The following is a 13,593-nucleotide window of genomic DNA, read 5'->3' as shown; positions in this document are numbered from 1 at the left end:
ATAAATATAACAATCAAACAGGAAGTCTAACGTTTTTTTACGGCTGGATTAACTTATATCGAAATCCTTTAAGCAACCAACAGATGAAAGTGGCACCAAAGGTTAAAAACAAGTTAAGTTAAAGCATCACCCATATGAACTCATCTCACAACTGACCCGAATTAGTCTTGATCTCCCCCTCATTCGCCCAAACCCATGGAGGAAATTTCCTAGAAGCCATCTACAGTTAGAATTAACAGCAGAGATTTTGTACGAGCAGAGTAACCACAAAAGTTGTGTATCCCGATAAAAAAGATCAGGTTGGCATAAGGGTTGCTGTACTCAACAGAGAATATCTTCCGGGAGCTGCTACAAGTCTTAAATTACGCTCCTTACCTGTGCTAAAAACGAAAGGACGGGCATCGCTATGAATATATTCGATCACTATCGTCAGCGTTATGAAGCTGCCAAGGACGAAGAGTTCACACTGCAGGAATTTCTTGCCATCTGTAAGCAGGATCGCAGTGCATACGCCAACGCTGCAGAGCGACTGTTAATGGCTATCGGAGAGCCAGTAATGGTCGACACTGCTCAGGAGCCACGCCTTTCCAGAATATTCTCCAACCGTGTGATGGGACGCTATCCGGCGTTCGAGGAGTTTTACGGCATGGAGGAAGCGATTGAACAGATCGTCTCCTATCTGAAACATGCCGCTCAGGGACTTGAGGAGAAGAAACAGATCCTCTATTTACTGGGTCCGGTGGGTGGCGGTAAATCTTCTCTGGCGGAACGGCTTAAGTCGCTGATGCAGCGGGTGCCCATCTATGTGCTGAGCGCTGACGGTGAACGCAGTCCGGTCAACGATCATCCTCTTTGCCTGTTTAATCCGCAGGAAGACGCGCATATTCTTGAAAAAGAGTATGGCGTGCCGCGCCGTTACCTCGGCACTATCATGTCGCCGTGGGCTGCGAAACGCCTTCACGACTTTGGTGGCGATATTTCGCGGTTCAAAGTCGTAAAAGTCTGGCCGTCGATTCTGGAACAACTGGCGATCGCCAAAACCGAGCCGGGTGATGAGAACAACCAGGATATCTCTGCGCTGGTGGGTAAGGTGGACATCCGTAAACTGGAAAACCACGCGCAAAACGATCCTGATGCCTACGGCTACTCTGGTGCACTCTGCCGCGCGAACCAGGGCATTATGGAATTCGTAGAGATGTTTAAAGCGCCGATTAAGGTGCTGCATCCACTCCTGACGGCAACGCAGGAAGGTAACTACAACGGCACCGAGGGGATTTCGGCGCTGCCGTTTAACGGCATTATTCTGGCGCACTCCAACGAATCAGAGTGGGTGACGTTCCGTAACAACAAGAATAATGAGGCGTTCCTTGACCGCGTTTACATCGTCAAGGTGCCCTACTGCCTGCGGGTCTCTGAAGAGATCAAAATCTACGACAAACTGCTTAATCACAGTGAGCTGGCAACCTCGCCCTGCGCACCGGGCACGCTGGAAACGCTGGCACGCTTCTCAATCCTGTCACGACTCAAGGATCCTGAGAACTCCAGCATCTACTCCAAAATGCGGGTGTACGATGGTGAGAGCCTGAAAGACACCGACCCTAAAGCGAAGTCCTGGCAGGAGTATCACGACTACGCCGGTGTGGATGAAGGCATGAACGGTCTCTCGACCCGCTTTGCCTTTAAGATTCTGTCGCGGGTATTTAACTTCGATCACGCCGAAGTCGCAGCTAACCCGGTGCACCTGTTCTACGTGCTGGAGCAGCAGATTGAGCGTGAGCAGTTCCCGCAGGATCAGGCGGAGAAATACCTTGAGCACCTCAAAGGCTATCTGATTCCCAAATATGCTGAGTTTATTGGCAAAGAGATTCAGACCGCTTATCTGGAATCCTACTCTGAATATGGTCAGAACATTTTTGACCGCTACGTGACCTATGCCGACTTCTGGATCCAGGATCAGGAGTATCGCGATCCCGATACCGGCCAGTTGTTTGACCGTGAATCGCTCAACGCGGAGCTGGAGAAGATCGAGAAGCCTGCTGGCATCAGTAACCCGAAAGATTTCCGTAACGAGATCGTCAACTTCGTGCTGCGCGCCAGGGCACACAATAACGGCCGCAATCCGAACTGGACCAGTTACGAGAAATTGCGCACCGTGATTGAGAAGAAAATGTTCTCGAATACGGAAGAGTTGCTGCCGGTCATCTCGTTTAACACCAAGACCTCTACCGATGAGCAGAAAAAGCATGATGATTTTGTCGATCGCATGATGGAAAAAGGCTATACCCGCAAACAGGTTCGCCTGCTGTGTGAATGGTATCTGCGTGTGCGTAAATCGTCCTGATAAGAGTCTGTAAGCTTGCCGGTAAGTGATACCGGTCTGACAGGGTCGGGTTCGCCCGGCCTGCTTACAATGTAGTTTGGGGGAATACCATGGCCTATTTCATCGATCGCCGGCTTAACGGCAAAAACAAGAGCGCGGTAAACCGCCAGCGCTTCTTGCGCCGTTATAAGTCGCAAATTAAGCAGTCGATCTCCGAGGCCATCAATAAACGCTCGGTGACCGACGTAAGCAGCGGTGAGTCCGTCTCTATCCCGATTGACGATATCAATGAGCCGATTTTCCATCAGGGGCGCGGCGGTAACCGCCATCGGGTCCATCCGGGCAACGACCATTTTGTGCAGAACGACCGCGTCGAACGTCCGCAGGGTGGCGGTGGCGGCGGCAGTGGTCAGGGCAATGCCAGTCAGGATGGTGAAGGTCAGGATGAGTTTGTCTTTCAGATATCGAAAGATGAATATCTTGACCTGCTGTTTGAAGACCTCGCCCTGCCTAACCTGCGTCGTAACCAGCATCGTCAGCTGAATGAGTATAAGACCCACCGGGCCGGTTTCACCTCCAATGGCGTGCCGGCCAATATCAGCGTTGTGCGCTCATTGCAGAACTCACTGGCGCGTCGTACGGCGATGACAGCAGGTAAACGCCGGATGCTGCATGAACTGGAAGAGACGCTGCAGGAAGTTGAGAACTCTGAACCGGCTCAGTTACTGGAAGAGGAACGGCTGCGCAGAGAGATTGCCGAGTTACGGGCGCGTATTGAACGCGTGCCCTTTATCGACACCTTCGATCTGCGCTACAAAAACTTTGAGAAGCGCCCGGAGCCTTCCAGCCAGGCAGTCATGTTCTGTCTGATGGATGTATCCGGTTCAATGGATCAGGCGACTAAGGATATGGCCAAACGCTTCTATATCCTGCTCTACCTGTTCCTGAGCCGCACCTACAAGAATGTCGATGTGGTTTATATCCGCCATCATACGCAGGCTAAAGAAGTCGATGAACAGGAGTTCTTCTACTCTCAGGAGACCGGCGGCACCATCGTTTCCAGTGCGCTGAAACTGATGGATGAGGTGGTGAAAGAGCGTTATGACCCGGCGCAATGGAACATCTATGCAGCACAGGCCTCGGATGGGGATAACTGGGCTGACGACTCACCGCTTTGCCATGAAATTCTGGCGAAGCACATTCTGCCGGTCGTGCGTTACTACAGTTATATCGAGATCACCCGCCGGGCGCATCAGACCCTGTGGCGCGAGTATGAGCATCTGCAGGCGACGTTTGATAACTTTGCCATTGAACATATTCGTGAGCCGGAAGATATCTATCCGGTGTTCCGATCGCTGTTCCATAAACAGGCAACGGAAGCCTGATGCACTAAGCCGGTTAACCACCGGCTATTTTTATCTGCCGAATAACCTGCTAAAACAGTCTGTTTTCTCCCGCTTGCCTGCCAACCCCCTCATTCTTCACATTAATCTGATTCCATATGCTGTTAAGCAATTCGTATAATACGCATTTTCACAATGACAACTCCTTGATAAAACATTATCTTTCAGAGATAGCATGGATATTTGTCATCAGTTGCCGCATCGCACTGCCATATCTCAGGAGACCGGGTTTGAACCACACTATTGTCTACAGTCTGTTTATCATCGGTTCCGTGCTGGTCGCATCGAGTATTCTGCTCAGCTCTTTCTCATCCCGGCTGGGCATTCCTATTCTGGTTATCTTCCTCGCACTGGGTATGCTGACCGGTATTGATGGTATCGGCGGCATCGCCTTTGATAACTATCCGGCGGCGTATCTGATTTCAAACCTGGCGCTGGCGATCATCCTGCTGGATGGCGGCATGCGAACTAAGGCCAGCTCGTTTAAAGTTGCGCTGGGGCCTGCGCTGTCGCTGGCTACCGTCGGGGTAATGATCACCGCGGGCCTGACCGGCGTGGTGGCGGCCTGGTTATTTAATCTTGATATGATGCAGGGCTTCCTGATTGGCGCCATCATCGGCTCTACAGACGCCGCCGCCGTCTTCTCTCTGCTGGGTGATAAAGGCCTGAATGAGCGCGTCAGCTCCACGCTGGAGATTGAGTCGGGCAGCAATGACCCAATGGCGGTGTTTCTGACCATCACCCTGATTGAGATGATCGAGCAGGGCCGCAGCGGCCTTGACTGGATGTTCCTGGTGCATCTGGTGCAGCAGTTTGGCCTGGGTATTGTGTTAGGCCTGGGCGGCGGCTGGGCACTGCAGCAGCTGATTAATCGCATCAGTCTGGCCCCAGGGCTTTATCCGCTGCTGGCGCTGAGCGGTGGCATTCTGGTGTTCGCCCTGACCACAGTGTTAGAGGGCAGCGGTATCCTGGCGGTCTATCTGTGTGGCTTTTTACTGGGCAACAGCCCGATTCGCAACCGACACGGCATTCTGCAGACCTTTGATGGGATGGCGTGGCTGAGCCAGATTGGCATGTTCATCGTGCTGGGGCTGCTGGTGACGCCGTCTGATTTATGGCATATCGCGGTGCCGGCGATGATCCTCTCGCTATGGCTGATTCTGGTAGCGCGCCCGTTATCGGTGTTTATTGGGCTACTGCCGTTCCGCAGCTTCACCACGCGCGAACGCTTTTTTATCAGCTGGGTCGGCTTACGCGGTGCGGTGCCGATTATCCTTGCGGTCTTCCCGATGATGGCTGGATTAGAGAACGCCTCGCTCTATTTCAATATCGCCTTCTTCGTGGTGCTGGTTTCCCTGATGTTGCAGGGCACCTCGCTGGGCTTTGCGGCGAAAAAAGCCAAAGTGGTGGTGCCGCCCACCGCCTCGCCAATCAGCCGTGTCGGCCTTGATATTCATCCGGAAAATCCGTGGGAGCAGTTTGTTTATCAGCTCAGCGCTGACAAGTGGTGCGTGGGTGCCGCCCTGCGTGACCTGCAGATGCCGCGCGAGACCCGCATCGCCGCCCTGTTCCGTGACAATGTACTGATGCACCCCAACGGCGGGACACGGCTGAAAGAGAATGACGTCATCTGCGTGATTGGTCGTGAGCGCGATCTTCCGGCGCTGGGCAAGATGTTCAGCCAGTCACCGCCGGTATCGCTCGATCAGCGCTTCTTTGGTGACTTTATTCTGGATGCAGAGGCCCGCCTGCGCGACGTTGCGCAGATTTACGGACTTGAGCTGGATGAGAGCACTAACGATCAGCAGTCACTGGGGCAACTGGTGCTGGCAATGCTGGGCGGCTCGCCGGTCGTCGGCGATCAGGTGGAGTGGAATCAGCTGACCTGGACCGTCGCAGAGAAAGAGGATAACCGCATCGTGAAGATTGGTGTCCGTCCGGCTGAAGAGAAGGAATAATCCTAATCATTCAGCCACGTTATTTTCTCTCAGTGCGCTAAGCTTAACTGTCTATGCCAGTTAAAACGGGAGAAATGAATGGGACACGTGGTTAAAATTGGTCGTTATGAGATTGTAGATGCCGATCTTGACAGTGAGAACGCAGACACCGTCAGTATTCCCTGTCACACTAATCCCGGCTTAATTACCCAACTCGATGGCTGGGATCGTGATACCAGCGTACCGGCCTGGATTGACGGGGAGCCGGTGAATCTGCAGATTGGCCACTACGATAAACAGCAGGACCGTTGGATTTTAAAGAAACCTGCCTGAGCCACTATCACTACCGCCAGTCATATGATTTGGCGGTAATTCCTAAAAAGCGTCTTAAACAGTTTAGTTATAACCGACCCCTTCCTTATTTTATTCAATAAAAACCTGCAGTTAGCGATTTAAAACTTTAATCACTTTTGATGTTTTCAGATTTTTTCCGTATTAACTCTGTCAAATAACTCCTGCATACTCATTCTCAATGCTGCAACATTTCGTGAGTACCATCACGCTTTAATCGTTACCTTTTTTGCAGCTGCACTGGCTGTACTGACTGCAACAGACTGAAAATTATTTTTTAATTTTTCAGAGGCCCACTCCTGAGCGCGTATTTGATTCTGATCAGGCCATCTTTTACTTGAGAAAGAGAGCAGGTTTTATGGCAAGTACATTGATAATGAATAGCCCGAGCCGCTCGTGGAGCGGAACGCGTAAAAATATCATCGTGAAATTCGCCCTGAGTTTTTCCGATCTGATTGCACTTAACCTGGCGCTGTTTTTATCTGCCGCGACAATACAGGGTATTTGGGGCGAGCTGGATACCTTTATTCCACCGCATCAGATTGAATATCGTTTTGTGGCGCAGTTTATTATGTCAGTGATGTGTACCGGCTGGTTCTGGGTACGACTGCGCCATTATACCTATCGCAAACCCTTCTGGTTTGAGCTGAAAGAGATCGTTAAAACATTATTTGTTTTCTCGCTGCTCGACCTGGCGCTTATCGCCTTCTCTAAATGGGACTTCTCCCGCATGGTGTGGGTCTTCAGCTGGACATATGCCCTGCTGCTGCTGCCGCTGATGCGCGCTCTGGTTAAACGTGCCATTAACAAGGCGGGCCAGTGGCAGAAAGAGACCATCATTATCGGTTCCGGCCGCAACGCCACTGAAGCGTATGCGGCGCTGCAGAGTGAAGAGATTCTGGGCTACAACGTGCAGGCCTTTATCTCGGTCGATGATGTTCCGGCTCAGCAGAGCGTGAATGGTGTGCCAGTGATCACCTGGAAAGATATTAACTGGCAGACCATTGACCGTGACAACGTGCAGTTTATTGTTGCTATGGAGTATGAGCAGCAGCCGATGCGCGATCGCTGGCTGAAGTTCCTGTCGAAGATGAACTGCCGGTCAGTTTCGGTGATCCCGACGCTGCGCGGCGTGCCGCTTTACGGCACGGACATGTCTTTCATCTTCAGTCATGAAGTGATGATCCTGCGCGTCAGCAATAACCTGGCGAAACACTCCTCCCGTTTCATGAAGCGTGCCTTTGATATTGTCGTCGCGTCGATGCTGCTGCTGTTCCTTGGCCCAATCTTCGCCCTGCTTTGCTATATGGTGAAGCGTGACGGCGGCAATGCAATTTATGGTCACGAGCGTGTGGGTCAGAATGGCAAAAAATTCAAATGCCTGAAATTCCGTTCCATGGTGACCAATTCCAAAGAGGTGCTGGAGAAATTGCTGGCGACCAGTGAAGAGGCCCGGATGGAGTGGGACAAAGATTTCAAACTGAAAAATGACCCGCGCGTAACCCGAATTGGCAGCTTCCTGCGTAAAACCAGCCTCGACGAATTGCCGCAGCTGTGGAACGTGATTCGTGGTGAGATGAGTCTGGTCGGCCCGCGTCCGGTCATCGAAGCTGAACTGGAGCGTTATGCCGGTGACGTTGACTACTACCTGATGGCCAAGCCAGGCATGACCGGCCTCTGGCAGGTCAGCGGACGTAACGATATCGACTATGATACCCGCGTCTATTTTGACTCCTGGTATGTCAAAAACTGGGCGCTCTGGACCGATATCGCGATCCTGTTCAAAACCGCAGGCGTGGTGCTACGCCGCGACGGTGCTTACTAAGCAAGAGCCTGCGATGCCTGTTTACAGCAGGCATCGCACTTTCCGCACGACTTCCTCTATCTTTTTTGCCTCTGAATCATTACCCTCTGCGCTCGTTTTTTAACAGAACGTTTACCCTCTGGTTGTTATGCAAAAATTTACTCTGCTGTTATTAAGCCTGGTGCTGCTGGCACCTTTAGGCATCGATCTCTATTTGCCCACGCTGCCGCAAATCGCAGAAGGGCTGAATACGCCGGTCTCACTGGTACAGACCACCATTCCTCTGTTTCTGCTGGTGATGGGACTGGGACAACTGGTGACCGGTCCGCTGGTGGACAACTATGGCCGTAAGCCGATTGCCCTGCTGGGGCTGGGGCTCTACATCACCGGCAGCGCCATTGCCGCCACCGCGACCTCATTCCCGCTGTTTGTCGTGGCTCGCCTGGTGCAGGGCTGTGGCGTCTGCTGCAGCGCGGTAGTCGCCTTTAGCGGCGTGCGTGACCGACTCAGCGGTGATGATGCCGCCCGCGCCTATGGCTTCCTGAACGGCGCACTGAACATCGTCCCGGCTCTGGCCCCGCTGCTGGGCGGACTGCTGGCCAGCGCCTTTGACTGGCGCGCACCCTTCTGGTTCCTCTGCGCCTATGGCGTGCTGATTACACTTCTGGTGATTATCTGGCTGCCAGAAACCCGTCCGGCGAATACGCTGCGGGTGAAAGGCTTGCCGATTAAGCAGTACGCTGAAATTCTGCGTCAGCCGCGCTTCCTGGCCTTCGCCTTTGCCAATGCCGGTGCGCTGGGTATGGTGCTGACCTATGTGTCGCTGGCACCGCAGGTGTTAATGACCGAAGGCGGGCTGACGCCGATCCAGTTCTCCTTTGCGTTTGGCGCTAACGGTTTCTGGATCATGTTTGTCAGCATGTTCGTGAATAAAGCGATTCGTAAAGCGGGTCGACCGTTCTGCCTGGCAATGGGATTCTTCACCATGCTGCTGGGCGCGGTGCTGCTGGTGGCAGGGATGCAGATTTTCCCGGCGGAGATGCAGACGCACTGGGCGCTCTACATGTTCCCGGTCGCCGTGTCGGTGGCCGGGCTGGCCTTTACGGTGGGGCCGGCCACCAGCTATGCGCTGGAGCCCTATCAGCAACAGGCGGGCGTGGCGTCCGCCCTGCAGGGCTTTATTCAGATGGCCGGTGGTGCGGCAGGCAGCCTGGTAATCGTTGCGCTGCCGGTGGCGGAGAAGCTGTCGCTGAGTCTGATGATGCTGTTGGGTGCAGCGCTGGCCTTTATCGCCTGGCGCTGCAGCAGAAAGATGCGCGGCAGCCTGACCGCGCTTAAATAACCGTGACCGGGACGCGGGGTGCCAGCGCGCACATCAGCTCGTACCCTACCGTTCCGGCCGCTTTTGCCACCTGATCGATTTTCACCTGCTCACCCCACAGCTCAACAGATGAACCGATGCCCGCCTGCGGACAGGGGGTTAAATCCACCGTAATCATATCCATGGAAACCGCGCCAACCACCTGTGTCATCACACCATCGACGCAGACCGGCGTGCCGGTCGGGGCATGGCGCGGATAGCCATCGGCGTACCCACAGGCTACGACGCCAATCCGCTGCGCTGTGCTGGCGTGATAACGGTAGCCGTAACCGACGCCATCGCCCGCCTGTAACTGCTGAACCGCAATAATCTCACTGCTCAGAGTCATCACTGGCTTCAGGCCGCTGCCGGCAATGTCCTGCCAGTCACCACTGGGCGACGCGCCGTACAGAATAATACCGGGCCGGACCCAGTCAAAATGCGCTTCAGGATGCCATAAGGTGCAGGCGGAATTCGAAAGCGACCGTGGGCAGTTCAGCCCCTCCGCCGCCTGCTCAACACGCTGCAGCGGTGCAATCAGGCCCTGCGGATTTTCGGCATCGGCAAAATGGGCCATCAGCGTCATCTCACCGACATTGCTCAGCGCCCGCAGCTTCTGCCAGGCGCCAGAAACCTGCTCCGGGCGAAAGCCCAGACGGTTCATGCCGCTGTTCATTTTGAGATAGATATCAACCGGCGCAGAGAGGCTGGCACTGGCCAGCGCCTTGATTTGCCAGTTACTGTGTACGCTGGTGGTCAGGCGATAGCGGTCAATCAGCTGCAGATCCTCTGGCTGGAAAAATCCCTCCAGCAGCAGAATCGGTTTTTTCCAGCCCTGCTCGCGCAGCAGAATGGCTTCTTCCATATTAAGCAGCGCAAAGCCGTCGGTGGCAGATAACGCTTCGCGTACGCGCTCAATGCCATGACCATAAGCATTGGCTTTCACCACTGACCAGACGCGGGATGCGGGCGCCGCCTGGCGAACAACAGTCAGGTTATGACGAAGCGCCTGCTGGTTAATGGTAGCGACAATCGGACGTGACATCCTTTCTCTCCCTGAATACTTAACGAGTTGCGTTGGCGTTACGCAGCGGCGATGAGGTCGCCGCGAAACCGGGTAAGTAGCGGAACACCGCTAAGTCATCCGCCGCAATGGCTGGCTTTTTACCGGAGATGAGATCGGCCAGCAGCTGACCAGAACCACATGCCATCGTCCAGCCCAGCGTACCGTGACCGGTATTAAGATAAAGATTGGAGAGTGGCGTGGCACCGACAATCGGCGTACCGTCTGGCGTCATCGGACGCAGACCGGTCCAGAAACTCGCCTGCGCGAGATGACCGCCTTCAGGATAGAGATCACTGACCACCATCTCCAGCGTTTCCCGCCGCGCTTTGGTGAGTCTGGTGTTAAAACCAACAATTTCCGCCATCCCGCCGACGCGGATACGATCGTCAAACCGGGTCACCGCCACTTTGTAGGTCTCATCCAGAATCGTCGAAACCGGTGCAGCCTCAGGATTTTTAATCGGAATAGTGAGTGAGTAGCCTTTCAGCGGATAGACCGGAATATCAATGACGTTTTTCAGCAGTGCGGTCGAGTAGGAGCCAAAGGCCACTACATAGCTGTCCGCCTTGATGATCTCCTCGCCGCACTTCACACCATAAATGCGATTGCCATCGCGCAGCAGGTGATCGACCGGGGTGTTAAAGCGGAAAACCACGCCCGCCTCTTCGGCCATTTTTGCCAGCCGCTGCGTAAAGAGCTGGCAGTCACCGGTTTCATCGTTAGGCAGGCGCAGTCCGCCAGTGAGTTTATGCTGGGTTGCCGCCAGCGCCGGTTCCACGCGAGACAGTTCATGCGCCTCCAGCAGCTCATAGGGCACGCCCGCGTCGCGCAGTACCGCAATATCTTTACTGGCGCTGTCGAACTGCTGCTGCGTGCGAAACAGCTGCAAGGTTCCGCCCTGACGACCCTCATAGGCGATGCCGGTCTCAGCGCGCAACGCTTTCAGACAGTCACGACTGTATTCGGCAATCCGCACCATGCGGCTTTTATTCTGCTGGTAGTGGTTGATGTCGCAGTTGCGCAGCATGTGCCACATCCACTCCAGCTGGAAACTGCTGCCATCGAGCCGGATAGCCAGCGGCGCGTGGCGCTGGAACATCCACTTCACCGCTTTCAGCGGCACGCCTGGCGCCGCCCAGGGTGCGGCATAGCCCGGTGAGATTTGACCCGCATTGCCTGCGCTGGTCTCCATCGCGGCAGCGGGCTGACGATCGATGACGGTAACCTGATGTCCGGCACGCGCCAGATACCAGGCGCTTGCCACGCCAACCACACCACTTCCAAGAATGACTACGTGCATAGCTCCCCCACCCGGCATATAAAAGCATAATTCACTGTTCAGCAGATGATAGTCAGCGGATTTACACAGCGGACACCACCCCATAAATTCAGCATCTATTTCACATCTTTTTCATTTTTCAGGTAACTAAAATCTTGTCGCACGGCCAATTTCAGCGCTTTATGCGCCTTAATCCATAAACACAGAAATAAATGACAACGAAAGCAGTTAAATCTGCGCATGGCAGGAGAATCATTCAACCCCATACATTCTGCTTATAAACAGGATGATATTCCGCACTTTCAAATAACGTTCGAATTAAAGGCTATTAAATTCTCTGCCGCACCTGTCTTAATGATTTTGTGCCAAAGAATTCGTTTGAGTTCGCATTTCGGATAAGCGACAGTGGGCTATCATTGTTGTGTTCGCTCAGTTTTTTTCGGGTTCCCTTTTTCAGGATGAAGCCTTAAATAACCAGAACGGGTTGTCTTTCGGGTCAGCCGGTTTGCAAAAAAGAGGTGCGCTATGACGACAATCTTTGACGAAGCCATCAGAGACAGCAAACGACTCAATGACGGACCAGACTGGACATTCGAACTGCTTGATGTCTATTTAGCAGAGATAGACCGGGTTGCTAAACTCTACCGGCTTGATACCTACCCGCACCAGATTGAAGTGATTACCTCAGAACAGATGATGGATGCCTATTCCAGCGTTGGCATGCCCATCAACTATTCACACTGGTCATTCGGTAAAAAGTTTATCGAGACCGAGCAGCGCTATAAGCATGGTCAGCAGGGGCTGGCCTATGAAATCGTTATCAACTCTAACCCCTGCATCGCCTACCTGATGGAAGAGAACACCATGACCATGCAGGCGCTGGTGATGGCGCATGCCTGCTATGGTCATAACTCCTTCTTCAAGAATAACTATCTGTTCCGCAGCTGGACCGATGCCGGCTCGATTGTCGATTACCTGCTGTTCGCCAAAAACTATATCAGTGACTGCGAAGAGCGTTATGGCGTTGAAGAGGTCGAGCGACTGCTCGACTCCTGCCATGCCCTGATGAATTATGGCGTCGATCGCTATAAACGCCCGCAGAAAATCTCCCTTCAGGAGGAGAAGGCGCGGCAGAAAAGCCGTGAAGAGTATCTGCAGAGCCAGGTGAATACCCTGTGGCGAACGCTGCCACGGCGTGAGAAAGAGACAGTGGCTTTTGAAGCGGCACGCTACCCTTCTGAGCCGCAGGAAAACCTGCTCTATTTTATGGAAAAAAATGCCCCGCTGCTGGAGCCCTGGCAGCGTGAGATCCTGCGCATTGTGCGCAAGGTGAGCCAGTATTTCTATCCGCAGAAGCAGACGCAGGTCATGAACGAAGGCTGGGCGACGTTCTGGCACTACACCATACTTAATCACCTGTACGATGAAGGCAAAGTGTCGGAACGTTTTATGATGGAGTTCCTGCACAGTCACACCAACGTCGTTTATCAGCCGCCCTATAACAGTCAGTGGTACAACGGCATCAACCCTTATGCATTAGGGTTTGCGATGATGCAGGATATCAAACGGATCTGTCAGTCACCGACTGAAGAGGATCGCTACTGGTTCCCGGATATCGCCGGCTCCGACTGGCTGGAAACGCTGCATTTTGCGATGCGTGAGTTTAAGGATGAAAGTTTTATCAGCCAGTTCCTGTCGCCGAAAGTGATGCGTGATTTCCGTCTCTTCACCGTACTGGATGACGACCGCAACAACTATCTGGAGATCGCTGCCATCCACGATGAGGTGGGCTATCGCGCCATTCGGCAGCAGCTCTCTGCACAGTACAACCTGAGTAATCTTGAGCCTAATATTCAGGTCTACAACGTCGATCTGCGTGGCGATCGTTCGCTGACTCTGCGCTATGTGCCACAGAGCCGTACGCCGCTTGATAAGAGTCGTCGCGAGGTGCTGAAGCATGTGCATCGTCTGTGGGGATTTGATGTGATCCTGGAACAGCAGAACGAAGATGGCAGCGTCGAATTGCTGGATCGTAATCCGCCGCGCGGTTCATCGCTCTGATAGGCTAAAAAC

The 13,593-nt window shown here is 53.6% G+C and carries 9 protein-coding genes; 7 read left to right on the top strand and 2 right to left on the bottom strand.

The window, feature by feature from the left end; all coding sequences use genetic code 11:
- Nucleotides 1-406 precede the first annotated feature (406 nt).
- From yeaG to EGO56_RS08565, 6 genes are all read left to right on the top strand, one after another.
- Nucleotides 407-2,341, top strand: a complete 1,935-nt coding sequence (gene yeaG / locus EGO56_RS08590; RefSeq protein WP_003852739.1) for a protein kinase YeaG — start codon at nt 407-409, stop codon at nt 2,339-2,341.
- Nucleotides 2,342-2,430: 89 nt separating this feature from the next.
- Complete coding sequence (locus EGO56_RS08585) at nt 2,431-3,705, top strand: YeaH/YhbH family protein (protein ID WP_135908540.1); 1,275 nt, start codon at nt 2,431-2,433, stop codon at nt 3,703-3,705.
- Between the two features lie 248 nt (nt 3,706-3,953).
- Complete coding sequence (locus EGO56_RS08580) at nt 3,954-5,681, top strand: potassium/proton antiporter (protein ID WP_033783277.1); 1,728 nt, start codon at nt 3,954-3,956, stop codon at nt 5,679-5,681.
- A gap of 78 nt (nt 5,682-5,759) precedes the next feature.
- Nucleotides 5,760-5,993 (top strand): DUF1480 family protein, encoded by a 234-nt coding sequence (locus EGO56_RS08575; RefSeq protein WP_013358069.1) that lies wholly within the window; start codon nt 5,760-5,762, stop codon nt 5,991-5,993.
- Between the two features lie 376 nt (nt 5,994-6,369).
- Nucleotides 6,370-7,836, top strand: coding sequence for an undecaprenyl-phosphate galactose phosphotransferase WbaP (gene wbaP / locus EGO56_RS08570; protein ID WP_013358070.1), 1,467 nt, complete (start codon nt 6,370-6,372; stop codon nt 7,834-7,836).
- Nucleotides 7,837-7,963: 127 nt separating this feature from the next.
- Nucleotides 7,964-9,157, top strand: coding sequence for a multidrug effflux MFS transporter (locus EGO56_RS08565; protein WP_135908538.1), 1,194 nt, complete (start codon nt 7,964-7,966; stop codon nt 9,155-9,157).
- Here EGO56_RS08565 and dadX read toward each other — a convergent pair.
- On the bottom strand, nt 9,150-10,220 hold the full coding sequence (gene dadX / locus EGO56_RS08560; protein ID WP_110330380.1) for a catabolic alanine racemase DadX: 1,071 nt from the start codon (nt 10,218-10,220) through the stop codon (nt 9,150-9,152). The genes EGO56_RS08565 and dadX overlap by 8 nt on opposite strands.
- A gap of 19 nt (nt 10,221-10,239) precedes the next feature.
- A complete protein-coding gene (locus EGO56_RS08555; RefSeq protein WP_135908536.1) occupies nt 10,240-11,541 on the bottom strand; it encodes a D-amino acid dehydrogenase in 1,302 nt (433 codons plus the stop codon).
- 504 nt (nt 11,542-12,045) lie between these two features.
- On the opposite strand from EGO56_RS08555, the gene EGO56_RS08550 reads away from it, so the two are divergent.
- Nucleotides 12,046-13,581 carry a SpoVR family protein gene (locus EGO56_RS08550; RefSeq protein WP_135908534.1) on the top strand — a complete coding sequence of 512 codons (1,536 nt, stop codon included), beginning with the start codon at nt 12,046-12,048 and terminating at the stop codon, nt 13,579-13,581.
- Nucleotides 13,582-13,593 lie beyond the last annotated feature (12 nt).

Source organism: Pantoea vagans (assembly GCF_004792415.1).
Lineage (GTDB): Bacteria > Pseudomonadota > Gammaproteobacteria > Enterobacterales > Enterobacteriaceae > Pantoea > Pantoea vagans.
Note: the sequence above shows the minus strand (reverse complement) of the source record. Positions and strands in the feature narration are given on the sequence as shown.

Bases quoted from the DNA above. Each gene is read 5' to 3' on its own strand.
- EGO56_RS08575 (WP_013358069.1), top strand. From the start codon at position 5,760: ATGGGACACGTGGTTAAAATTGGTCGTTATGAGATTGTAGATGCCGAT.
- EGO56_RS08585 (WP_135908540.1), top strand. From the start codon at position 2,431: ATGGCCTATTTCATCGATCGCCGGCTTAACGGCAAAAACAAGAGCGCG.
- wbaP (WP_013358070.1), top strand. From the start codon at position 6,370: ATGGCAAGTACATTGATAATGAATAGCCCGAGCCGCTCGTGGAGCGGA.
- yeaG (WP_003852739.1), top strand. From the start codon at position 407: ATGAATATATTCGATCACTATCGTCAGCGTTATGAAGCTGCCAAGGAC.
- EGO56_RS08565 (WP_135908538.1), top strand. From the start codon at position 7,964: ATGCAAAAATTTACTCTGCTGTTATTAAGCCTGGTGCTGCTGGCACCT.
- EGO56_RS08555 (WP_135908536.1), bottom strand. From the start codon at position 11,541: ATGCACGTAGTCATTCTTGGAAGTGGTGTGGTTGGCGTGGCAAGCGCC.
- EGO56_RS08550 (WP_135908534.1), top strand. From the start codon at position 12,046: ATGACGACAATCTTTGACGAAGCCATCAGAGACAGCAAACGACTCAAT.
- dadX (WP_110330380.1), bottom strand. From the start codon at position 10,220: ATGTCACGTCCGATTGTCGCTACCATTAACCAGCAGGCGCTTCGTCAT.